Source organism: Kitasatospora sp. NPDC058478 (genome assembly GCF_042720345.1).
Taxonomy (GTDB): domain Bacteria; phylum Actinomycetota; class Actinomycetes; order Streptomycetales; family Streptomycetaceae; genus Kitasatospora.
The window spans coordinates 60871-83299 of record NZ_JBHXML010000037.1 but is presented as its reverse complement, the minus strand read 5'-3'; the positions used below and the strand labels follow the sequence as shown (position 1 = coordinate 83299).

The 22429-nt window shown below is 71.7% G+C and carries 20 protein-coding genes; 12 read left to right on the top strand and 8 right to left on the bottom strand.

Annotation, left to right across the window (positions count from 1 at the left end; all coding sequences use genetic code 11):
* Positions 1–41 precede the first annotated feature (41 nt).
* Both ACFWPT_RS21765 and ACFWPT_RS21760 read left to right on the top strand, forming a co-directional pair.
* Entirely contained in the window at positions 42–1793 is a 1752-nt protein-coding gene (locus ACFWPT_RS21765; protein ID WP_380377415.1) for an alpha/beta hydrolase, read from the top strand.
* Positions 1790–2410 carry a hypothetical protein gene (locus ACFWPT_RS21760; RefSeq protein ID WP_380377417.1) on the top strand — a complete coding sequence of 207 codons (621 nt, stop codon included), beginning with the start codon at positions 1790–1792 and terminating at the stop codon, positions 2408–2410. The genes ACFWPT_RS21765 and ACFWPT_RS21760 overlap by 4 nt, the downstream gene beginning before the upstream one ends.
* Positions 2411–2421: 11 nt before the next feature.
* Here ACFWPT_RS21760 and ACFWPT_RS21755 read toward each other — a convergent pair whose 3' ends face one another.
* Positions 2422–3354, bottom strand: a complete 933-nt coding sequence (locus ACFWPT_RS21755) for a hypothetical protein (protein WP_380483565.1) — start codon at positions 3352–3354, stop codon at positions 2422–2424.
* A gap of 265 nt (positions 3355–3619) precedes the next feature.
* Here ACFWPT_RS21755 and ACFWPT_RS21750 point away from each other — a divergent pair, with 265 nt between their 5' ends.
* The 3 genes from ACFWPT_RS21750 to ACFWPT_RS21740 all read left to right on the top strand — a co-directional run bounded on the left by ACFWPT_RS21750 (position 3620) and on the right by ACFWPT_RS21740 (position 5987).
* On the top strand, positions 3620–4294 hold the full coding sequence (locus ACFWPT_RS21750; protein ID WP_380345604.1) for a papain-like cysteine protease family protein: 675 nt from the start codon (positions 3620–3622) through the stop codon (positions 4292–4294).
* Between the two features lie 8 nt (positions 4295–4302).
* Positions 4303–5151 (top strand): hypothetical protein, encoded by an 849-nt coding sequence (locus ACFWPT_RS21745; RefSeq protein WP_380483553.1) that lies wholly within the window; start codon positions 4303–4305, stop codon positions 5149–5151.
* 353 nt (positions 5152–5504) lie between these two features.
* Positions 5505–5987 (top strand): hypothetical protein, encoded by a 483-nt coding sequence (locus ACFWPT_RS21740; RefSeq protein WP_159398445.1) that lies wholly within the window; start codon positions 5505–5507, stop codon positions 5985–5987.
* On the opposite strand, the gene ACFWPT_RS21735 is transcribed toward ACFWPT_RS21740, so the two are convergent.
* Entirely contained in the window at positions 5958–6662 is a 705-nt protein-coding gene (locus tag ACFWPT_RS21735; protein WP_380345602.1) for a hemolysin III family protein, read from the bottom strand. The two genes, ACFWPT_RS21740 and ACFWPT_RS21735, sit on opposite strands and share 30 nt — an antisense overlap.
* 276 nt (positions 6663–6938) lie before the next feature.
* Here ACFWPT_RS21735 and ACFWPT_RS21730 point away from each other — a divergent pair, with 276 nt between their 5' ends.
* The gene (locus tag ACFWPT_RS21730) at positions 6939–8765 is read left to right on the top strand and encodes a phosphoenolpyruvate carboxykinase (GTP) (RefSeq protein WP_350879979.1); all 1827 of its coding nucleotides are present in this window, start codon (positions 6939–6941) and stop codon (positions 8763–8765) included.
* 203 nt (positions 8766–8968) lie between these two features.
* Here the strand turns inward: ACFWPT_RS21730 and ACFWPT_RS21725 are convergent, their stop codons facing one another.
* Both ACFWPT_RS21725 and ACFWPT_RS21720 read right to left on the bottom strand, forming a co-directional pair.
* Positions 8969–10183: a pyridoxal phosphate-dependent aminotransferase gene (locus tag ACFWPT_RS21725; RefSeq protein ID WP_363372446.1), complete on the bottom strand. Its 1215-nt coding sequence runs from the start codon at positions 10181–10183 to the stop codon at positions 8969–8971.
* 100 nt (positions 10184–10283) lie between these two features.
* A complete protein-coding gene (locus tag ACFWPT_RS21720) occupies positions 10284–11000 on the bottom strand; it encodes a hypothetical protein (protein WP_380483550.1) in 717 nt (238 codons plus the stop codon).
* 99 nt (positions 11001–11099) lie between these two features.
* Between ACFWPT_RS21720 and ACFWPT_RS21715 the strand changes: the two genes are divergently transcribed.
* The gene (locus ACFWPT_RS21715; protein WP_380377429.1) at positions 11100–11810 is read left to right on the top strand and encodes a prepilin peptidase; all 711 of its coding nucleotides are present in this window, start codon (positions 11100–11102) and stop codon (positions 11808–11810) included.
* 140 nt (positions 11811–11950) lie between these two features.
* Here ACFWPT_RS21715 and ACFWPT_RS21710 read toward each other — a convergent pair whose 3' ends face one another.
* Entirely contained in the window at positions 11951–13564 is a 1614-nt protein-coding gene (locus tag ACFWPT_RS21710; RefSeq protein WP_380345597.1) for a chitinase, read from the bottom strand.
* Between the two features lie 443 nt (positions 13565–14007).
* Between ACFWPT_RS21710 and ACFWPT_RS21705 the strand changes: the two genes are divergently transcribed.
* The 4 genes from ACFWPT_RS21705 to ACFWPT_RS21690 all read left to right on the top strand — a co-directional run bounded on the left by ACFWPT_RS21705 (position 14008) and on the right by ACFWPT_RS21690 (position 19399).
* Positions 14008–14802: an isoprenyl transferase gene (locus ACFWPT_RS21705; protein WP_208869076.1), complete on the top strand. Its 795-nt coding sequence runs from the start codon at positions 14008–14010 to the stop codon at positions 14800–14802.
* Between the two features lie 206 nt (positions 14803–15008).
* The gene (locus ACFWPT_RS21700) at positions 15009–16343 is read left to right on the top strand and encodes a PhoH family protein (protein WP_063347994.1); all 1335 of its coding nucleotides are present in this window, start codon (positions 15009–15011) and stop codon (positions 16341–16343) included.
* A 433-nt stretch (positions 16344–16776) separates the two neighbouring features.
* Entirely contained in the window at positions 16777–17535 is a 759-nt protein-coding gene (locus tag ACFWPT_RS21695) for a transglycosylase SLT domain-containing protein (RefSeq protein WP_208869075.1), read from the top strand.
* A gap of 472 nt (positions 17536–18007) precedes the next feature.
* Complete coding sequence (locus ACFWPT_RS21690) at positions 18008–19399, top strand: AI-2E family transporter (protein ID WP_363372455.1); 1392 nt, start codon at positions 18008–18010, stop codon at positions 19397–19399.
* A gap of 75 nt (positions 19400–19474) precedes the next feature.
* On the opposite strand, the gene ACFWPT_RS21685 is transcribed toward ACFWPT_RS21690, so the two are convergent.
* Positions 19475–20017, bottom strand: a complete 543-nt coding sequence (locus ACFWPT_RS21685; RefSeq protein ID WP_063347992.1) for an alkyl hydroperoxide reductase — start codon at positions 20015–20017, stop codon at positions 19475–19477.
* A 3-nt stretch (positions 20018–20020) separates the two neighbouring features.
* Positions 20021–20572: a peroxiredoxin gene (locus ACFWPT_RS21680; protein WP_063347991.1), complete on the bottom strand. Its 552-nt coding sequence runs from the start codon at positions 20570–20572 to the stop codon at positions 20021–20023.
* A gap of 192 nt (positions 20573–20764) precedes the next feature.
* On the opposite strand from ACFWPT_RS21680, the gene ACFWPT_RS21675 reads away from it, so the two are divergent.
* Complete coding sequence (locus tag ACFWPT_RS21675) at positions 20765–21715, top strand: LysR substrate-binding domain-containing protein (protein WP_063347990.1); 951 nt, start codon at positions 20765–20767, stop codon at positions 21713–21715.
* 20 nt (positions 21716–21735) lie between these two features.
* Here the strand turns inward: ACFWPT_RS21675 and ACFWPT_RS21670 are convergent, their stop codons facing one another.
* On the bottom strand, positions 21736–22359 hold the full coding sequence (locus ACFWPT_RS21670) for a TetR family transcriptional regulator (protein ID WP_363372459.1): 624 nt from the start codon (positions 22357–22359) through the stop codon (positions 21736–21738).
* Positions 22360–22429: the final 70 nt, after the last annotated feature.

The following is a 22429-nucleotide window of genomic DNA, read 5'->3' as shown; positions in this document are numbered from 1 at the left end:
GTCGTGGGCTATGGTAGCGGCGAGTACTGGGGGGTGCACTCATGGTTGACACGGATCGGCAAGCGGGAGAGAACCGCCTCGATCTCGCGAGCCTGAAGAACGCCAAGCCGGAGGACCTGCACACGGCGGCGGACGCCTACGACGCGCTGCACAAGGCGTACACGCAGCACACCGCCGACTGGAAGAGCGGTACCGCCGACCGGGTCCACGGATCCGGCTGGACCGGCCCGGCGGCCGACGCCGCCTTCCGCTCACTGGACGGCACCACCAGCCAACTGCACGCCGCCGAAACCGAACTGGCCGCCATCGGCCAGACCCTACGGGACCACGCGGACCTCTTCGGGCTCGCCCAGTCGAAACTCCGGCAGGCCCTCGTCGACGCCACCGCCAAGGGACTGGCGGTCAGCGACACCGGGACGGTGAGCTGGCCCCCGGCGACCGGCCCCGTGGACGCCACCTGGGAGACGAAACAGAAGACGGCGGCCGAGGACGTCGCCAAGCGGATCAATGCCGCCATCACGGAGGCGAGTGCGGCCGACCAGACCCTGGCGGGGCTGCTCAAGGGCTTCACCCAGCACGCCACCAGCAAGTCGGGGCTGACCCTCGCCGTCGCCGAGGCCGACCAGAAGGCCGCGAACAGCCCGGGCTCCCCCTACCTCAGGGACATGCCCGCCGTGGGGGCGCCCCCGACGGAGGTCAACAACTGGTGGAACGGCCTCGACCCGGCGGGCCGGCAGTGGTACATCGACCACCACCCGGAGAACATCGGAAACCTGGACGGGGTCCCGGTGGAGGTGCGAGACCGGGTCAACCAGACGTACCTGGACAAGCGGATGAGGGAACTCGAAGGCAGGAACCGGACGAAGGAAGAAGAGGCGGAATACCAGAAGCTCAAGCCCATCCAAGAGCGCCTCGCCCAGGATTCCCAGGCGAAGGACGGTCGGCCACCCACCTACCTGATCGGCGTCGGAGCGGAAGGCCAAGGCCGCGCGATCCTGTCCTTCGGAAACCCCGACACCGCCACCGACATCTCCTCCTACGTGCCCGGGATCACGACCACCCCCGATTCGCTCGGCGCGGCGAAGCCAGGCACGACGCCCGGCACCAACGAGTCGGAAAACGCGTTGAACGTCTGGCGAGAGGCCAACAAGAAGATCAAGCCCGGTGGATCGGCGGCCTCCATCATCTGGCTCGGCTACGACCCGCCGGACATCGACATCAAAGCGGCCACGCCCGAGCGGGCGGTCAAGGGTGCACCCGATTACGCGAGGTTCGTCACCGGGCTCCGGGCGACCAATACGAGCGGCCAGGGCCCGCACATCACCTCGATGGGGCACAGTTACGGCTCGCTCCTCGTCGGGCAGGCCACGAAGATGGCCGCCCACCAGGGAAACTACACGCTGCCGGACGACGTGGTGATCATCGGCAGTCCCGGTGTCGGCGTGACACACGCCTCGGACCTGGGGATGCCCGCCGGACATGTGTGGGCGGGAGCGGCCGGCAACGACCCGGTCACCCAAATCCCCTCGGCGAACGCCGCGACGGTGCCCTGGCCCTTCGGCGGCTTGGTCGGTGCCGACCCGCACGACCTCTGGTACGGGAGAGACCCCGCGAGCGAGTCCTTCGGGGCCAAGCGCTTCACCGTCGACGGTTGGAGCAAGTCGTGGAGCTGGGAGGACTTCGGGATGCACACCAAGTACCTGGCCCCGGAGACCGGCGGCCCCTCGCTGGGCAACATCGCCTCGATCGTGACGGGCAAGGCCGACGACGTTCACCTGACGGAGGGCCGATGACGACCCGCTGGAAGGTGATCGGCTCGATCGTGCTGTCGTTCGTCGTCACGGTGGCCCTCGGTGCGGTGCTGTTCGCCAACGGGTACGGGCCATTGGCGTTGGCCGATCGATCGGGCCGGGTGGGGACAGGCGAGGGGAAGGGCCGGATCGACCATGCCCTGCGCGCCACCATGGATGGAGTTTCGCCTTCATTCACCTATGCGGGGGCAGAGTTCGAGGTGCGGAGGGAGGACGATCTCTGGGACGGCGAGCGGAGTATGGGTTCGGCCGTCACCGAGATCGTCACCGTGCGGACCGCGGTCTCGCGGGCAAAACTGCCGACCTTGATGGATCAGGTGACCCAAGCCTGGAAGGCACTTGGGAGCCGGGTGGTCGATCGGTCGGACCCCGCCGATGAGACTCAGGCCCTGCGGGGTATGGGAGACGTGGGTGGGGAGACGTTCCTGACGTTCTACGCGAGGGCCCAGCAAGACTCGAGCTACCTGGTGACGTTCAGGGCAGAGGCCATCGGGGTGCTGTACCAGACCGCCCATGAGTACAAGCCCGTGCCCCCGCTCGTCCGAACATCGCTCGACGCCAAGGTCGATGTGGTCGACGACCCGTACTGGTCGCACTGACGTCGCCCCCGTCACTCCCAGTCCCACCTGATTCCCAGCAGGCACGGCCGCAGTGCCGTTGCGACCAGGTGGACGCAGTGGTGGCCGTCCAGGGTCAGTTCCTCCGTCTCGTAGGGGGCTTCGCCCGGGGAGTGGAGGGCGAAGCGGTGGCAGCGGACGGGGAGGGCGGCGGGGTGGAAGGTGATCTGGAGGACGTACTGGCCGGCGCCGGAGTTGAAGCCGCGGACGTATTCGCAGCTGGGGTCGGGGGAGGGGGTGTCGTCGAAGCCGTAGCCGAGGAGGTGGGTGTCGCCGGCGCGTAGGCGGCGGTCGAGGAGGAGTTCGGCGACGAGCAGGTGGTGGGTCTGGTCGCGGCGGATGCGGCCGGGGCGGCAGTTCTCTTCGGCGCGGACGCCGACGCGGGTGATGTCGCTGCCGGGGTCGCCCTGGTAGAGGGCGAGGTAGCGGTCGATGCCGTCGCGGTGGGCGCGGAGGGCGTGTTGGGAGTCGCGGCGGGCGAGTTGGCGGTCGGGGCCGAGGCGGATGCGTTCGATGTGGGTGATGGTGTGCAGGCCGGTGTCGCGGGGGCCGGCGATGGTGGCGAGCAGGTCGTCGACGGCGGTGGCGGGGGAGATGAGGTCGCGGTAGGGGCGTACGGGTGGGCCGGCGGGGGTGGTGTCGGCGGCGCGGCGGGGGCCGAGCAGGCGGGTGAGGGAGTGTTCGGGGAGGTCGAGGACGTCTTCGAGGGCGGCGACGGCGCGGAGGGATTCGGGGCGTTCGGGGCGGCGGCGGCCTTGTTGCCAGTAGCTGAGGCTGGTGAGGCCGACGTGGACGCCGCGCAGGGCGAGGTGGCGTCGGACGCGGTGGAGGGCGAGGCCGCGGGTGGCGATGGCGGTGCGCAGGGCGAGGTGGAAGGGGCCGGTGCGGAGGGCGGCGGTGAGGTCGGCCTGGTCGGTGCGGTGGATGACGGCCTCCTGGGGGACGGGTGCGGGCAGACCGTGTTTGACCGTGAATATTCACATCAGGGCGGCGGTTTGTCACCGGTCCTGGTGTGCCACGCGGGGGTTTTCGGGGTGGCGTTCACACCTGTGACCGGTCGTTCACACCTGAACTGTGGTGGTCCTTAGGGTCGTTGACCGGCCTCCGAGGGTGGCGGGATGCTCATGGCGCGATCCGGACCGCGCCCCCACACAGCACCTCGCTCCGCTTGTGCAAGGAGGCATTTCCCCCATGCCAGTTCCACGGATACGGCTGCGCCGCGCGGTCTCGCTGCTCGCCCTCGGCGTGCTGGGCCCGGCGCTGACCGCAGTGGCGGCCGCTCCGGCGCTCGCCGCCCCCGCCCAGGACCTCGCTCCCGTCCAGGACCGCGCCCCGGCGCAGGTTCGCCAGGCTGCCGCGCCCGGCAGCACGGCCGATCTGGCCGGCACGTTCAAGAAGCTCAACATCACCATGCAGCAGCAACAGCAGACCAACTGGTGCTGGGCGGCGAGCGGGAACACCATCGCCACCTGGTTCGGCTACAACTACAGCCAGAACCAGTTCTGCAACGCCGCGTTCGGCCGTTCGGCCAACTCCAGCTGCCCCAATAGCCAGGCTTCGCTGGCCGATGTGCAGAACGGGCTGGACTGGGCCGGCATCAACCCGGGTTCGTACGTCACCGGCTACCTGCGCTACAGCACCGTGCAGGCCGAGGTGGACGCGAACCGGCCGATCGAGACCCGGATCCAGTGGAGTTCCGGCGGTGGGCACATGCACGTCGTCTACGGCTACGACACCAGCAGCAACTGGGTGTACTGGGGCGACCCGTGGCCGTCCAACTACCGCTACAACTGGGCGGACTACAACTACTACGTGAACAACAACACGTTCTCGTGGACCCACTCCCTGTACCGGATCGGCGCGTGAGGGCGACCATGACTGACCTCGGAAAGGCCCGTCGGGCCGCCGTCACCGCCCTGCTCGCCGCCGGCCTCGGGCTGGCGCTGGCCCCGGCCGCGCACGCGGACGGGCCGGCCGGCGCCCCGGTGCCGGTGCCCGCCGCGGACCTGGCGAACGCTCGTGGCGTGGTCCAGGACCAGGCCGTCCTCGACAAGGTGGGCCACTTCTTCGCCCGCAAGGGCGTCCCGCCGACCCAGCAGCTGACCATCGGTGCGGCGCAGGAGGCGCAGGCGGCGAGCGCGGCCGCGCCGCGGCTGGCCGGCGACACCGTGCCGGTGTACACCCTGGACGCGGGTTTCGTGGCCGGCGCCCCGGGTGCGCCGGTGGCGAAGGCCGAGTTCACCGCGAGCAAGGTGGTCGCGGCGGACGGGCAGACGGCCTCGGTGTGGACGGTCCGGCAGGGCGACTCCTGGCGGGTGGTCAACATCGCCTCCGGTGGTGACGAGAGCGACTACGCGGCGAAGGCGGCCGGCGGCGGGGGCGGTACGGCGTTCCGCGAGCCGCAGGTGAACGCCTGGTACGTGCTGCGCGACGGCCGGGTGCTGCCGCTGGACGACGAGGCCCGGCGCTCGGTGGGCGCGGGCGGGGTGTCGCTGGCCGCGTACCAGAAGCTGGTGCACGAGCGGTACGGGGACAAGCTGCCCGGCTCGGCGTACGACCGGGAGGGCAAGGGCGGCGGCTACCAGCTGGCGGCCGACCGGGAGCGGGCGGCGGGCGGCGGTTCGGCGCTGCCGGCCGTGACGGCGGCCGCGGCCCTGGGCGTCACCGCGCTCGTGGGCGCGGGTGCGGCCGTGCGGCGCAGGGCGGGTGTCCGACGGGGGTAGGGCCTCTCGGGCGCGACATGCGCGACGTGTGCGACGTGCACGACACGTACGCCATGCGAGACATGCGGCGGGGTCCGGCTGATACAGCCGGGCCCCGCCGTGCTGCGTGCGGCCCCGGCGCGTCAACCTGTAGCCGAGCGGGCGCGCTGCGTGGTGTGTCCTGGAAGTAATGCTTCCGCACAAGGAATTGACGCAACGTTGATCTGTCGTTCGCCGCCCGGGGGCAGCTCCGGGTGACGGACGGTAGATACCATGTGGCAATCGGTCAGTGCTGACTGACGCGTGCCGAGAGCGGAGAAGGGGTGGGGCGGCCGGAGCCGACCACGAGCCCGGCGCCGGGAAAGGGGAGTCGAATGGCCGGCAGGGAGTCGAGCGCCCAGGTGTGGGGTGCGGCGGTGGTGGTGGCGTCCGCGCTCGCCGTGGTCGCGGCCTATCTGATCAACGGGGCGATGCTGGTCCTGGTCGTCGCCGGGGTCGAGGTGCTGCTGCTCATGGTCTACGTGGGTCGCCGTTGGCGGGCGCTCCACCGGCCGGCCGCCCCGCGGGGGCACCGGCCGTCGGCCGTCACCCCGGACGCCGCGCACTGCGAGCGCTGCCGCCGGGCCCGCGAGGCGCTGGACGCCCGGCAGGCGCGCGGCCGCACCGCCGGGCCGGCGGTGGAGCCGTGGCCGGAGGCCGGCGCGGCGGACCACCCGCCGTACTCGCGCCGCCCGCAGGGCCGGGCGCCGTACGAGCGCCCCTGGACAGCGGAACGGGCGGTCGCCCGGTCCGTGGACCGCGCGGCCGCCCGCCGTGGCGCGCCGGGTTCAGCCGGCCGCGCTGTACGCCACCAGTGAGACCCCGACGTACTGCACGATGAACGCGCCCAGGGTGAAGGCGTGGAACACCTCGTGGAAGCCGAACCAGCGCGGTGACGGATTGGGCCGCTTGAGCCCGTACACCACGCCGCCGATGCTGTAGAGCACTCCGCCGACGATCATCAGCACCAGGACGGCGACGCCGCCGGCGTGCAGGAAGTCCGGCAGGAAGAAAGCGGCGGCCCAGCCGAGCGCGATGTACACCGGCGTGTACAGCCAGCGCGGCGCGCCGACCCAGAACACCCGGAACGCTATTCCGGCCAGCGCGCCGCCCCAGGCCACCCAGAGCAGCACCTGCTGGTCGGCGCCCTTGAGCAGCAGGATCGTGAACGGCGTGTAGGTGCCCGCGATGATCAGGAAGATGTTCGCGTGGTCCAGCCGCCGCAGCACGGCGTCCCCGCGCGGGCCCCAGTCGAAGCGGTGGTAGACCGCGCTGACCCCGAACAGCAGCCAGGCGCTGATCGAGTAGATCGCGCAGGCGATCTTGGCGGGGGTGGAGTCGGCCAGGCAGATCAGCACGATCCCGGCGGCGACGGTGGCGGGGAACATCCCGGCGTGCAGCCAGCCGCGCCACTTCGGCTTGCGTCCCGAGGCCTCGTTCTCCGCGCCCTCGTTCTCCGTGCTCTCGACGAGCTCAGCAGTCATGCGCAGCATGCTACCCGCTACCTACGGGGCCGTAGGTTACTGACGCGTAGGAAAGTGGCGATCATCACTCTTGGACGTTTTGGAGTGTTCGAGGTGTCCGCGAGGGTGTCCGGGCCGGGATGTGGGCGACCTATTACTGGCCGGTAATCGTACTTACTGTAGTAAAAGATGAGTCAATTTCGACGCTGTGCCTCAGTTTGGCGTCGAAGCCGGAGCTACGCTGCAAGCACCCTCAGACCCCCGCTACGCCACCTCCTCGCCGAGATGGTGTGAAACGGAGCGATCGTGTCGTACGAGATCTCTGCTCTCAGCGCCTCCGCGCCCACCCGCCACCAGCGCCTGCTCGCGTGGGTGAACGAGATCGCCGAGCTCACCCAGCCGGACCGCGTCGAGTGGTGCGACGGCTCCGACGAGGAGTACCAGCGCCTCGCGGACCTGCTGGTGGCTCAGGGCACCTTCAAGAAGCTCAACGAGGAAAAGCGCCCCAACTCCTACTACGCCGCCTCGGACCCGACGGACGTGGCGCGCGTGGAGGACCGCACCTACATCTGCTCCGAGCAGGAGAAGGACGCCGGTCCGACCAACAACTGGAAGGCCCCGGCCGAGATGCGGGAGGTCTTCCAGGGCGAGAAGGGACTGTTCCGCGGCGCGATGAAGGGCCGCACGATGTACGTCGTGCCCTTCTCGATGGGCCCGGTCGGTTCCCCGCTGGCCGCGTACGGCGTCGAGATCACCGACTCCGCCTACGTCGCCGTGTCGATGCGCGTGATGACCCGCATGGGCAAGGCGGTGCTGGACCAGCTCGGCGAGGACGGCGACTTCGTCAAGGCCGTGCACACCGTCGGCGCCCCGCTGGCCGAGGGCCAGGCGGACGTGCCGTGGCCGTGCAACAGCACCAAGTACATCTCGCACTTCCCGGAGACCAGGGAGATCTGGTCCTTCGGCTCCGGCTACGGCGGCAACGCGCTGCTCGGCAAGAAGTGCTACGCGCTGCGCATCGCCTCGACCATGGCCCGTGACGAGGGCTGGCTGGCCGAGCACATGCTGATCCTGAAGCTCACCCCGCCGTCCGGCGAGGTCAAGTACGTCGCCGCCGCCTTCCCGTCGGCCTGCGGCAAGACCAACCTGGCCATGCTCCAGCCGACCGTCCCGGGCTGGAAGGTCGAGACGATCGGCGACGACATCGCCTGGATGCGCTTCGGCGCCGACGGCCAGCTCTACGCGATCAACCCCGAGGCCGGTTTCTTCGGCGTCGCCCCCGGCACCGGCGTGGACACCAACGCCAACGCCATCGACACCCTGTGGGGCAACACGGTCTTCACCAACGTCGCGCTGACCGACGACGGCGACGTGTGGTGGGAGGGCCTGACCGAGGAGCCCCCGGCGCACCTCACCGACTGGCGCGGCAACGACTGGACCCCCGAGTCCGGCACCCCGGCCGCCCACCCGAACGCCCGCTTCGCCGTCCCGGCCGCGCAGTGCCCGACCATCGCCCCCGAGTGGGAGGACCAGTCGGGCGTGCCGATCTCGGCGATCCTGTTCGGCGGCCGCCGCGCCACCGCCGTCCCGCTGGTGACCGAGTCCTTCACCTGGCAGCACGGCGTCTTCCTCGGCGCCAACATCGCGTCCGAGAAGACCGCCGCCGCCGAGGGCACCGTCGGCGAGCTGCGCCGCGACCCGTTCGCGATGCTGCCGTTCTGCGGCTACAACATGGGCGACTACTTCGCCCACTGGCTGAAGGTCGGCGCCCAGGCGGACGCCGCGAAGCTGCCGAAGATCTACTACGTCAACTGGTTCCGCAAGAACGCCGAGGGCGCGTTCGTCTGGCCGGGCTACGGCGAGAACAGCCGCGTCCTCAAGTGGATCGTCGAGCGCCTGGAGGGCACCGGCGAGGGCGTCGAGACCCCGATCGGCGTGCTGCCGACCGTCGACGGCTTCGACCTCGGCGACCTGAAGCTGTCCAAGGAGGACCTCGACCTGCTCTTCACCGTGGACGCCGACATCTGGCGCCAGGAGGCCGCGCTGGTGCCGGCCCACCTGGAGCTGTTCGGCGACCACACCCCGAAGGAGCTGTGGGACGAGTACCGGAGCCTCGTCGCGCGTCTCGGCTGAGCCTGAGCCTCAGCAGAGCGAGAGGCGGTCGCGCGGCACGAACCGCGCGCCCGCCGAGTGACAGGACGGCCGGAGTTCCCCCGGACGGTCTTTCCCCGACCAAGGAGACCGCCCGGGCCGGGACTCCGGCCGTAGTGCTTTTCCCCGCGCGCCGGGCGCGGGGGTCGCGGCTGCGGTTGCGGCTGCGTGCAGCTGTTCCGGCGCTACGGCTGGGTGTAGCCGCTCAGGAAGTCGCCGATCCGGGTCACCGCGTCGGTGATCTCCTCCGCCCGGGGCAGCGTGACCAGCCGGAAGTGGTCCGGCTCGGGCCAGTTGAAGCCGGTGCCCTGGACCAGCAGGATGCGCTGGGAGCGCAGCAGGTCCAGCACCATCTGGGCGTCGTCCTTGATCTTGTAGACCTTCGGGTCCAGCCGCGGGAACGCGTACAGCGCGCCCTTGGGCTTGACGCAGCTGACCCCCGGGATCTCGTTGAGCAGCCGGTACGCCGCGTCGCGCGAGGCGAGCAGCCGCCCGCCGGGCAGCACCAGGTCGCGGATCGACTGCCGGCCGCCGAGCGCGGCGGCCACCGCGTGCTGGGCGGGCATGTTGGCGCACAGCCGCATCGAGGCCAGCACGGCCAGGCCCTCGATGTAGCTGTGGGCCCGCTGCCGGTCGCCGGAGAGCACCATCCAGCCGGAGCGGAAGCCCGCGACCCGGTACGCCTTGGACAGGCCGTTGAAGGTGACGCAGAAGAGGTCGGGCGCCAGGGTGGCCAGCGGGATGTGCTCGGCGTCGTCGTAGAGGATCTTGTCGTAGATCTCGTCCGCGTAGACCACCAGCCGGTGCCGGCGGGCGATCTCGACGATGCCCTCCAGCACCTCGCGCGGGTAGACCGCGCCGGTCGGGTTGTTCGGGTTGATCACCACGATGGCCCGGGTCCGGTCGGTGACCTTGGCCTCGATGTCGGCGAGGTCCGGGTACCACTCGGCCTGCTCGTCGCAGCGGTAGTGCACCGCGGTGCCGCCGGCCAGCGAGACCGAGGCCGTCCACAGCGGGTAGTCGGGCGCCGGGACGAGTACCTCGTCGCCGTCGTCCAGCAGGGCGGTCATGGCCAGCTGGATCAGCTCGGAGACGCCGTTGCCGAGGAAGACGTCCTCGACGCTCAGCCCGTGCAGGCCGCGGTCCTCGTAGTGCATGACCACGGCGCGGCGGGCGGCGAGCAGGCCCTTGGAGTCGCCGTACCCGTGCGCGGTCGAGAGGTTGCGCAGGATGTCCTGGAGGATCTCCGGCGGCGCCTCGAAGCCGAAGACGGCGGGGTTGCCGGTGTTGAGCTTGAGGATGCGGTGGCCCTGTTCCTCCAGCCGCATCGCCTCGTCGAGGACCGGGCCGCGGATGTCGTAGCAGACATTGGCGAGCTTGCTGGACTGGATGACCTGCATGCCTGCCTACTTTAGGGGCACCTCCGGGCACTCCGGTGCGCGTCCCGGGACGCGCACCGGACCGCCCGGAGCGGCCTCCTTGGATCGGCAGGCGGGGGTGTCAGCCGACCTTCCAAACCAGGGGCGCGGTGTCCAGGATGTTCCCGTACGTGAGGAAGCTGGGCGGGGCCTCGTTCGGGACGAGATAGACGGCACACAGCTTGACGGACTGCCCGTCCGCGAGCGTGACCAGCGACCGGGTGTCGCACTGCGGGATCGCCTTCTGCAGGGTCGCGGCCGGCAGCGCGCCCGCCGAGTGGTCCTTGGGCTTCACCCAGACCCGCATCATGTAGGCGTCCTCGGCCAGCGGGGCGCCGGTGCGGTTGGTGAAGGAGACGGTGACGTAGTACGGCGTCTTGCCGCTGGTGGTCGTCGACGGGAGGTTGAACGGGGCGATCTCCGCGGCGGTGCCCTTGACGATCGAGACCGCGGCGGCGTCCACCACCGAGCTCTTGCCGACGTAGCGGCCGGCGCTGCCGAGCGGCAGCGGGCGGTCGTAGCTGACCTGGGTGACGTTGTTGCCGCCGGCGGTGACGGACGGCTGCGGTCCGGCCGGGGTGGTCGGGGCCGCCGGGGCGCCCGGGGTGGTGGGGGCCGCGGCGCCGGTCGGGGCGCCGGGAGCCGTGGCGGCGCCGGATGCGCTGGCGGCGCCGGTGGGCGGCGCGGTCGGGGCGGCCGCCGGGTCGGCGTTGTCCGGCCCGCAGGCCGACAGCGCCAGGACGAGCGCCGCCGCCGGCAGGCCGGCCGCGATTCTCCGGATGGACTGGGTCTTCGTCATGGTCGTTCCCCCGTTGGATGATGTGGTCGGTGCGCCCCGCCCGGTCCCCGGGTGCCGCACGGACGTGCGGGCGTTGATCGAAAAGGGGGTGCGCCGGTGATGGTAGCCGCAGTCGGTGCGGTGCTGGCCGGATTTCTGGTGGCTCCGCTGCTACGCGGGCTGGTCGCCCGGTTCGCCGTGCCGGAGGGCGAACCCTGGTGCGGTGCCTGCCCGTTGTGCGGGCGCGAGGTGCGGCTGCTGCCGCCCACCGGGCGCTGTCCGGGCTGCCGGGAGCGGTTGGGCGCGGGGGCCTGGTCGGTGGAGCTGGTGGCGGCCGTGGTCGCCGCCGGGCTGGCGTACGCGGCGGACGGGCCGTCGGCCGCGGCGCTGGGCTGGGCGGCCGGGCTCGGCGTGGTGCTCGGCTTCGTCGACGCCAGGGTGCGCCGGCTGCCGTACCGGCTGACCCTGCCGCTGGCCGGCGGGGTGGCCGCCCTGCTGTCGGTGGCGGCGCTGGTGGCGGGGCGCCCGGGGGTGCTGCTGCGCTGCCTGCTGGTGGCCCTCGCGGTCGGGGCGCTGCTCGAACTGGCGGTCTGGATCGGCGCGTTGGGCCCGGGTGACTCCCCGCTGGGGTTCGCGCTGGGCGGGCTGCTCGGCTGGTACGGCTGGCCGGTGGCGGTCGGCGGGCTGTTCGCCGCGGTGGTGCTCGCCGGGCTCTGGGCGATCCTGCGGGCCGCCGTCGCGCTGGCCCGTCGGCGCCCGGTGCGCGGGCTCGACCTCCCGGTCGGACCGTTCCTGCTGCTCGGCGCGCTGCTGGCGGTGCTGGCCCGGTAGCGTCCGGGCCCGGTGGCGCCCGGACCGGCCCGGACGCGGGAGGGCCCGCCGTACCGGGTCGGGTACGGCGGGCCCCGCCGCCGGCGCGCGGGCCCCACCCTCAAGGAGCGGCGCGCCGGTGGGGGATTGGCGGTGGGGGGTTACGGCATCTTGTGGACGAACGGGCCGACCGCGTTGGAGAACGCGTTGCCGTTGTTGGCGTCCCAGTTGGTGGACCAGGTCATCGCGCCGCGGATGGTCGGCCACTTGGCCGGCGGGACGAAGCTGCCGCAGTTGTTGCCGGTGGCCAGGCAGTCCAGCGCGTTGTTCACCACGGTCGGCGAGACGTAGCCGCCGCCGGCCGCCTTGGCGGAGGCGGGGACGCCGATGCCGACCTGGTCGGGCCGCAGGCCGCCCTGGATGTGGGTGCAGACCTGCGAGGTGATGAAGTCGATGGTGCCCTGGTTGTAGACCTTGCCGTCGCAGCCGTTCATGCCGCCCGAGTTGTAGAACTGGGTGTTGACGACGGTGAGGATGTCCTTGGTGTTCAGCGCCAGCTGGAAGTAGGCGCCGGCGGTGCTGTACATCCCGATCGTCTCGGGCGCCATGGTCAGGATGAAGCCGGGGCCGACCTTGGCCTGGAGGGTGTGCAGCGCGTTGCCGAGCGGGCCGGCCTGGACGCCGTTCTCCAGGTCGACGTCGATGCCGTCGAAGCCGTAGTCCTTGATGATCGCGTAGGCGCTGTTGGCGAAGTTGTTGCCGGCGGTGGCGTCGCCGACGGTGATCGCGCCGTTCTGGCCGCCGATGGAGAGGACGACCTTCTTGCCGGCCGCCTGCTTGGCCTTGATGTCGGCGCGGAACTGCGCGTCGCTGTAGCCGCCGAGGGCCTTGGACAGGCCGGGGTCGAGGGTGAAGCTGATCGCGCCGGTCTGGGTGGGCACGGAGTCGGCGAAGGACACCGCGATGATGTCGTAGGCGCTCTGCACGTCGCCGAGGCGCTGCGGGGTCGAGCCGTTGTCGAAGTTCTGCCAGTAGCCGGTGACGGCGTGCGCGGGCAGGCCGGTGGCGGGCGGGGTGGTGGAGGTCGCGGTGGCCGTGGGGGTCGGCGTGGCGGTCTGGGTGGGCGTCGCGGTCGGGGTGGCGGTGGCCGTCGGCGTGCCGGTCGCGGTGGGGGAGGAGGTCGCGGTGGGCGTGGCGGTCGGCGACGGGGTGGCGGTGGCGGTCGGGCTCGGGGTGGACGGGCCGCCGGGGCCGATCAGGCTCACGTCGTCGGCGAGGTAGGCGCTCTGGCCGTACCAGCCGTGCAGGTAGACGGTGACGCTGGTGGCGTTCGCGCCGGTGGTGAAGGTGGAGGACAGCTGGTTCCAGCTGTTCTGGTTCGACCAGCTGGACGGGTCGGTGCCGCCGGTGCCGCGCGCGCCGAGGTAGACGTACGGGCCCTGGACCCAGGCGCTCAGCGTGTAGCTGGTGTTGGGCAGCACGCTGATGGTCTGGGTGCACTCGGCGGTGTCGCCGGCGCCCGGGGTGGCCTGCAGCGCGCCGGTGCCGGAGTGGACCGGGGAGGAGACGGTGGTCGCCGCGCCGGCGCAGTTCCAGCCGCCCAGCCCGCTGTCGAAGCCGCCGTTGGTGACCAGGTTGCCGACGGCCGCGCTGGCGCCGCCGGCGAAGAGGGCCAGGCCGCCGCCGGCCAGGGCGAGGGCGGTGGCGCCGGCCGCGACGGCCGGGAGGGGGCTGCGCCGGCGCTTGTGCGCGGGCTGGTTCAGCGTACGGGCCATGGGGTGACGCTCCTGGGGAGGGAGCGGCCGCCGCGGTGGGGGGCGCGGCGGCCGCGTGTGGGGGAGGGGAGGTCCGTCGTGGTGCGTGGGGTCGTCGTACGTGGGGGTGGGCGACCGCGGTGGTGCATGGTGGTGCACGGTGGTGCGTGGGGGTGGGGCGGGACCGTGGGGTTCGTTCCGCCTTGGATCAAAAGCTGGACTAGACCATTGCCGGTCGTCAAGCATTGGACAGTCGGCTTACGGATTCTTTAAGGATTCGGAGACCGTTCCGTGTCCGCCGTCGGAACCGCCGGGGAAGGCCCGCGACACGCCTGCCGGGACGGACTCCGTACAGGACCGTGACCAGACCGCTACCTGCGGCTTTACCGTGTGCCTGCCCGCCGGAGTAGGCTGCGCCGGGGCGTTGACGCACCAGCTGAACGAGCACGGAGGGGCCGGGAATCATGGGTCTGCGCGATGTCGCCGAACGGACGCCGGGTCTGCGTACCCTGCTGGGCGGGATGTACGGGCTCTACGGCCGTCGGGTCGAGGTCCACCTCGCCCGCACCCCGCACCACATCGGCGTGATCCTGGACGGCAACCGCCGCTGGGCGAAGGCCGCCGGGGGCACCACCGTGTACGGCCACCAGCGCGGCGCCGACAAGATCAGCGAGTTCCTCGGCTGGTGCGACGAGACCCACGTCAAGGTCGTCACCCTCTGGATGCTCTCCACCGACAACCTCGACCGCCCCGCCGACGAGCTCGTCCCGCTGCTGGGCATCATCGAGGACGCCGTCACCGGGCTGGCCGCCGCCCGCCGCTGGAAGGTCCACCCGGTCGGCGCGCTGGACCTGCTCCCGCAGCACACCGCCGACGTGCTCAAGCGGGCCGCCGAGGAGACCGCCGACATCGACGGCATCACGGTCAACGTCGCGGTCGGCTACGGGGGCCGGCACGAGATCGCCGACGCCGTCCGCTCGCTGCTCCAGGAGCACGCCGGGCGCGGCACCTCGATCGAGGAACTGGCCGAGATCCTCGACGTCGAGCACATCGCCGAGCACCTCTACACCCGCAACCAGCCCGACCCGGACCTGATCATCCGCACCTCGGGCGAGCAGCGCCTGTCCGGTTTCCTGCTCTGGCAGAGCGCGCACAGCGAGTTCTACTTCTGCGAGGCGTACTGGCCGGCCTTCCGCAAGGTCGACTTCCTGCGGGCGCTGCGGGCGTTCGAGCAGCGCAACCGGCGACTGGGCCTCTGAACGGGTGAAGTGACCGCCGTAGGGCTGGCCTACCCGGAGCCCTGGTGAGGCCAAACGTTCACCGGCAATGATCCGTCAGTTCGCCGGGGGCGCGAATGCACCGCCCCTCGCCTGGGAATACTCCAGGCAGTCCGGTCCCGAGGCCACCGGGGCAGCGGGGGCCGGCTTGCCGCGGATGACGCAGGGTCATCCGCTCTGGAGGCCTAGTGGTCAGTTCCAAGAGCCGCCGGACGCCAGACCGGCGCACGTACGTTCTCGACACCAGCGTGCTCCTGGCGGACCCGCTCGCCATGACCCGCTTCGAGGAGCACGAGGTCGTCCTGCCGGTGGTGGTCGTCACCGAGCTGGAGGCCAAGCGGCACCACCCGGAGCTGGGCTACTTCGCCCGCCAGGCGCTGCGACTGCTCGACGACTACCGCATCCGCCACGGCCGGCTCGACGAGCCGATCCCGGTCGGCGAGCTCGGCGGCACCATCAGGGTCGAGCTCAACCACTCCGACCTGTCGATACTGCCGGCCGGCTACCGGGTCGGCGGCGGCGAGGCGGACTCGCGGATCCTCGCGGTCGCCCGCAACCTCCAGGCCGAGGGGTACGACGTCACGGTCGTCTCCAAGGACCTGCCGCTGCGGATCAAGGCCAGCTCGGTGGGCCTGCTCGCCGAGGAGTACCGGGCCGAGCTCGCCATCACCTCCGGCTGGACGGGGATGTCCGAGCTGCACGTCCCGGCGGAGCAGGTGGACGCGCTGTTCGCGGCCGGCCACGACGCCGCGGTGGACGTCGAGGGGGCGGACGAGCTGCCGGTGCACACCGGTCTGGTGCTCACCTCGGAGCGCGGCCGGGCGCTCGGCCGGGTGACCGGCGACGGCCGGGTCCGGCTGGTGCGCGGCGAGCGCGAGGCGTTCGGGCTGCGCGGGCGCAGCGCCGAGCAGCGGGTGGCGCTGGACCTGCTGCTCGATCCGGACGTCGGCATCGTCTCGATGGGCGGCCGGGCGGGCACCGGCAAGTCCGCGCTGGCGCTGTGCGCGGGGCTGGAGGCGGTGCTGGAGCGGGGGCAGCACCGCAAGGTGATGGTCTTCCGGCCGCTGTACGCGGTCGGCGGGCAGGAGCTCGGCTACCTGCCGGGCTCAGAGACGGAGAAGATGAGCCCCTGGGCGCAGGCGGTCTTCGACACCCTCTCCGCCGTCACCACCCCGGACGTGATCGAGGAGGTGATCTCCCGCGGGATGCTGGAGGTGCTGCCGCTGACCCACATCCGGGGTCGTTCGCTGCACGACGCCTTCGTGATCGTGGACGAGGCCCAGTCGCTGGAGCGGAACGTCCTGCTGACGGTGCTGTCCCGGATCGGCCAGGGTTCGCGGGTGGTGCTCACCCACGACGTGGCGCAGCGCGACAACCTCCGGGTGGGCCGGTACGACGGCGTGGTGGCGGTGGTGGAGAAGCTGAAGGGGCATCCGCTCTTCGCGCACATCACGCTCACCCGCTCGGAGCGTTCGCCGATCGCGGCGCTGGTCACGGAGATGCTGGAGGACATCCACCCGTGATCCGTCCCTGACCAGGACATAGTCGGACAATACGGTCAACTCTTGATGCGGGGCCCGCTCCTGACGGGGCGGGCCCTCATCCCTTTCATCACATCGAGTGCTTTCCGTCCGAAGAACTCCCGTGCGGTGAATGTGATGTGCGCCACGCGAACGGGAATTGCGTCGACAGCGTCCGGTGCGGCATGGTGAGGGTTCTGTCAGGCCCCGCGTACGGCGTGGCAGGGCTTCCGGACTCCACGAGTCCGGCCCCGGATGGTCCACCAACTCCGGTCGGTGGACGCACAATTGAAGACCGATGAGCCGTACGCCGCCCGATTCCAACGCCCGGTCGCCTCACCTCGGCCGGACGCCGGGCCAGCACCTCCCGTGACCAGAGCACCTGCGGAGGTCAGTGCCAAGGGGCATGTTGCGCCCGCACGGTCACGCGTGGGCGATGCTGGAAGGAATCCATGTGACTCGGATCTCGGTCCGGGGAGTCGCTGTGGCCTCCGCCACCGCCGTCACCGCTGTCGGTGCCGTCGTGGGTGTGGCCTCGGGCAGCGAGGGCAAGACGACGCAGACGGTCGACGTCGCGGGCGCGACCCTGCTTGCCGAAGTCCCCTCTGGCGCCCAGGCGCAGACCATCAGTGACAACATCGGCCAGCAGGCATCCGCCCAGCAGGCCTCCGCCGACGCCGCGGCCAAGGCCGCCGCCGAGCAGAAGGCCGCCGAGGAGGCCGCGCGCCAGAAGGCCGCCGCGGACGCCCAGGCGAAGGCCGATGCCCAGGCCAAGGCCGACGCGGACAAGGCTGCCAAGGCCGCCGAGGACAAGCGCAAGGCCGACGAGGCCGCTGCCAACCGTTCCAAGGCGCGTTCGGCGATGGCCGCCACCGACAACAGCGCCCCGCCGGTCTCGACCAGCCCCGGATCCGTCCAGGACATCGCCCGGCAGGTCGTCGGTGACGACACCCAGTTCCAGTGCTTCAGCCAGATCGTGAAGCGCGAGAGCGGCTGGGACTACACCGCGACCAACCGGAGCTCCGGCGCGTACGGCCTGGTCCAGGCGCTGCCCGGCACCAAGATGGCCTCGGCCGGTGCCGACTGGCGCACCAACCCGGCCACCCAGATCAAGTGGGGCCTGGGCTACATGAACAGCCGCTACGGCAGCCCCTGTGGCGCCTGGTCGTTCTGGCAGTCCCACAACTGGTACTAGGAGCCGCCACCGTCCGGCGGTGGACTCCCGTACGGCCCCCGGCCGCTCGTCTCGCCCGACGAGCGACCGGGGGCCGTCGCGTTCCCGCCCACCGGGAGCCGGGTCGGGCCGCGCCGCCCGGGCTGCGCTGACCAGTGCGCCTGCGGGCGGTGCGGGCCCGGTGCGGACGCGGGGCGCGGGAAGGGGTCCTGGTTGCTTCCCGCGCCGGCCGGTCCGCCGACAGTTGGTCCGTGGCCCGAGGCCTCGCTCTCCCCTGGGGGCCTCGTCCCGACTCCTCCCCAGCGATCTCGGTCCGAAACCATCTGAAACCTGGCGTTTTGCCCCGGTTTGATGGCGAGGTTGTTCGAGCCGAACCCGGCGGGGGCCGGACTGGCCGGGCCGCCGCCGGGTAGCGTCATCCCTGACGGCCGTGGCGGGACCCACGGCGTACCGCCGGGCACGGCGGCTCAGCAGGGGAGCGGTGGTAGCGAGGATGGCGCGGGGCGGAAAGGCCTTCAAGGCCGTGGCCAAGGGCATGGCCGTGGTGGCGAGCGCGGCCGCCGTGATCGAACGGCGCCGGCGCGCCGCGATGGCGGCCGATCCGCACGAGCTCGCCGTCCCCGCACTGGCCGAGGCGCCCGATCCGGTGCCGGCCCCGCGGGTCGAACCCGCCGCGGTGCCGGCCGCCGCCCCGGCGGCCCCCTCGCCGGTGGCACCGCCCGGCCTGGCGCGGGAGTACCACCCCGGCCGGCCCGCCACCCCGGCCGAGGCCGTGCCCTGGGGGCTGCGGGTGGCCGCCGAGTCGACCTGGCGGCTGCTGCTGCTCGGCGGCGCGCTCTACGTCGTCTTCTACATCGTCGACATGCTGCGGCTGGTCGCCTTCGCGGTGCTGGCCTCGCTGCTGATCTCCGCGCTGCTGGAGCCGACGGTCTCCTGGCTGCGCCGGCACGGGGTGCCGCGCTCGCTGGCGGCGGGCGGGGTGTTCCTGAGCGGTCTGGCCGGAATCGGGCTGGTCGGCTGGTTCGTGGTCTGGCAGGTGTCCACCAACCTGTCGACGGTCACCAGCAAGGTGAAGGACGGCGTCGACCAGCTGCGCGACTGGCTGAGCACCGGGCCGCTGCACCTGACCCAGCAGCAGATCAACGACTACGCCGACCAGATCGGCAAGGCGATCACCACCAACACCGACCAGATCACCTCGGCCAGCCTGACCGGCGCGCAGATCGCCGTCGAGGTGCTGACCGCCGTGGCGCTGGCCTTCTTCACCACCTTCTTCTTCCTCTACGACGGCGCGCGGATCTGGAACTGGGCGCTGCGCGGACTGCCCCGGCACTCCCGCTTCGCCATGGCCGGCGCCGGCCCGAAGGCCTGGGCGACGCTCACCGCGTACGTGCGCGGCACCGTCTGCGTGGCCTTCATCGACGCGGTCTGCATCGGCATCGGCATCGACCTGCTGGGCGTGCCGATGGCGATGCCGCTGGCCGTGATCATCTTCCTGGGCGCCTTCGTCCCGCTGGTCGGCGCACTCGTCACCGGCACGGTCGCGATGCTGATCGCCCTGGTCACCGAGGGGCCGTGGACGGCGCTGATGGTGCTGATCGTGCTGGTCGCGGTGATGCAGATAGAGAGCCACATCCTGCAGCCGCTGATCCTCGGCCGGGCCGTCCGGGTGCACCCGCTGGGCGTCGTCCTCGGCGTCGCGGCCGGCGGCATCATCGGCGGCATCGGCGGTGCGGTGGTGGCCGTCCCGCTGATCGCCGTCACCAACACCGTGATCACCCACCTGCGCCGCCGCAACGAGGCCGGCCAGGCCGTCTTCACCGCCATGGAGGCCGCCCGCGAGGCCGCGGGCCGTACCTCCGCCGCCCCGGCCGCGGACGGCTGAGTCCGAAGCACAACGCCGACGGGCCCTCCCGGACGTGGTGTCCGGGAGGGCCCGTCGGCGTTGGTGCGGGGTCCGTCAGGCGCCGGCGGCGGCGAGGGCGGCCTCGGAGTCGAGGACGCCCGCCACGGCCTGGAGGACGGCGGCGATCTTCATCGAGGCCTGGACGACCTCGCGCTCGACACCGGCCTTGCGCAGCACGGCCTCGTGCGAGTCGAGGCACTGGCCGCAGCCGTTGATGGCCGAGACGGCGAAGCACCAGAGCTCGAAGTCGACCTTCTCGACGCCCGGGGTGCCGATGATGTTCATCCGCAGACCGGCCCGCATCGTGCTGTACTCCTTGTCGGAGAGCAGGTGCAGCGTCCGGTAGTAGACGTTGTTCATCCCCATGATCGCGGCCGCGCCCTTGGCGGCGGTGTACGCCTCCGGGGAGAGGTTGGCCTTGGCCTCGGGCTCCAGCTCACGCAGCACGGCGGCGCTGCGGGTGGCCATCGCGCAGGACAGCACGGTGCCCCAGAGCTGCTGGGCGGGGAGGTCGGAGTTGCCGATGACCGAGCCCAGGTTGAGCTTGAGGTCCTTGGCGTAGTCCGGGAGGGCGGCCTTCAGGTCGTCGAGGGCCATGGGTCAGCCCGCCAGCAGGGCCTGGGCGTCGAGGGTGTCCTCGCCCTTGGTCCAGTTGCACGGGCACAGCTCGTCGGTCTGCAGGGCGTCCAGCACCCGCAGGACCTCCTTGGGGTTACGGCCGACGGAGCCGGCGGTCACCATGACGAACTGGATCTCGTTGTTCGGGTCGACGATGAACACCGCGCGCTGGGCGGTGCCGTCGGCGCCCTCGACGCCGCAGGCGCGCATCAGGTCGTGCTTGACGTCGGCCAGCATCGGGAAGGGCAGGTCGCGCAGGTCCTTGTGGTCCTTGCGCCAGGCGTGGTGCACGAACTCGGAGTCGCCGGAGACGCCGAGGATCTGGGCGTCGCGGTCCGCGAACTCGTCGTTCAGCTTGCCGAACGCGGCGATCTCGGTCGGGCAGACGAAGGTGAAGTCCATCGGCCAGAAGAAGACGATCTTCCACTTGCCCTCGTAGGACTTGTGGTTGATCTCGGCGAAGGCGTTCGCGGCGTCCAGGTCGACGCAGGCGTTGAGTTCGAACTCGGGGAACTTGTCACCGATCGTGAGCACGTTCGCTTCTCCTGAAGTGAGACTGAGGGGAGTTTTGTCCGGATTCCGGACACGTCCTACGGTTCCACATCGTGGACTGATCAGGGAAATAGCTACACTTGATGTGTCTGATCGGAGATGGCTATCAGTACCGAACCGCCCACGTCGCGGCCCCGCCCCCGCAGGGGTGTCGCCGCCAAACCCGAGGCCGCTGTGGCGAGCGCCACAGTCCGCAGCCCCCGGGCGCCGACCGTCGCCCAGCTCAAGGCCTTCCTCGCGGTCGCCGAGCACCGGCACTTCCGGGAGGCCGCCGCCGCCACCGGGACCAGCCAGCCGGCGCTGTCCGGGGCGGTCGCGGCACTGGAGGAGTCGCTGGGCGCGCAGCTGGTCGAGCGTACGACGCGCAGGGTGATTATCACCCCTCTGGGTGAGCGCGTGCGCGAGCACGCGCGCCGGGTGCTCGCCTCGCTGCAAGCCCTCACCGAGGAGGTCGAGGCCGCCCGCCGCCCGTTCACCGGGCCGCTGCACCTCGGCGTCATCCCGACCGTCGCGCCCTACCTGCTACCCACTGTGCTGCGGCTGGTCCGCGACCGCTTCCCGGAGCTGGAACTGCACGTCCACGAGGAGCGCACCCCCGCGCTGCTGGAGGGGCTGGCCGCCGGGCGGCTGGACGTCCTGCTGCTCGCGCTCCCGGCCGGCGGCACCTCGCCGACCCGCGACATCCCGCTGTTCGACGAGGACTTCGTCCTGGTCACCCCGCCAGACCACCCGCTCGCCGGGCGGATCGACGTCCCGCGCGACGTGCTGCTCGACCTGGACGTGCTGCTGCTGGAGGAGGGCCACTGCCTGCGCGACCAGGCCCTCGACATCTGCCGTGAGGTCGGCGCCGATCCCGGGGGCTCCACCACCCGCGCGGCCGGCCTGTCCACCCTGGTCCAGCTGGTCGCCGGCGGCCTCGGGGTGACGCTGCTGCCCGCCACCGCGCTGGACGTCGAGGCCGGCCGCACCGACCGGCTGGCCGCCGTCCGCTTCGCCGCCCCGACCCCCGGCCGCCGGATCGGGCTGGCCACCCGCCCGGGCTCGGCCCGCAGCGCCGAGTACGAGCGCTTCGCGGCCGCGCTGCGCGAGGTGCTGGCCGAACTCCCGGTCCGGATCGCCTCCTAGCGGCCTGCGGCCTTACGCGGTTACGGCTTCGCCGGGGCGCCGAGGCAGAGTCCGACCGTGGTGGCCACCAGCAGGTCCAGGGCCCGCAGGGTGCCGTGGTCGGGCTGCTCGCCGGGCGCGCGCAGGGCCAGGTAGCGGTCGGTGAGGCCGTCGAAGCCGGTGAGGAAGTGGACGGCGATCTCCTCGGCGGGCGCGGCCAGTTCGAGGCCGTGCGCCTCGGCGAGGGTGGTGAGCATCTCCGCCGCGGTGCGCTCGATCCCGTGCTGGAGCGCCCGCATGATCTCCTGGAGGTCCGGGTCGCGCATCGCCAGCGCCGCGAACTCGCTCAGCAGCAGGCAGCGCCCGTCCGTGCCGGTCGAGCTCTCCCAGAGCGCGTGGACCAGTGTGGCGACCTGCTCGCCGAAGGAGCCGTCGCCCGGGTAGGCGGCGCGGACGTGGCCGATGAACTCGGCGGTCAGCTGCTCGACGACGGCCCGGTAGAGGTCCTTCTTGGTGCCGAAGGTGTAGTGCACCGTCGCCTGCGCCACGCCCAGCTCGGCCGCGATCGCCCGGGTGCTGCCGGCGGCGACCCCCTCCCGGGTCATCAGGTCGAGGGCGGCCTGGACCAGTTGCGGTCGGCGTTCGGAGGCGGGGACATGAGCCATCCAGCCAGGGTATCGCCATGGTCGGACAACTGCGTCGAGAGATTCTGTCGCTCGATACTGTCGACCAACT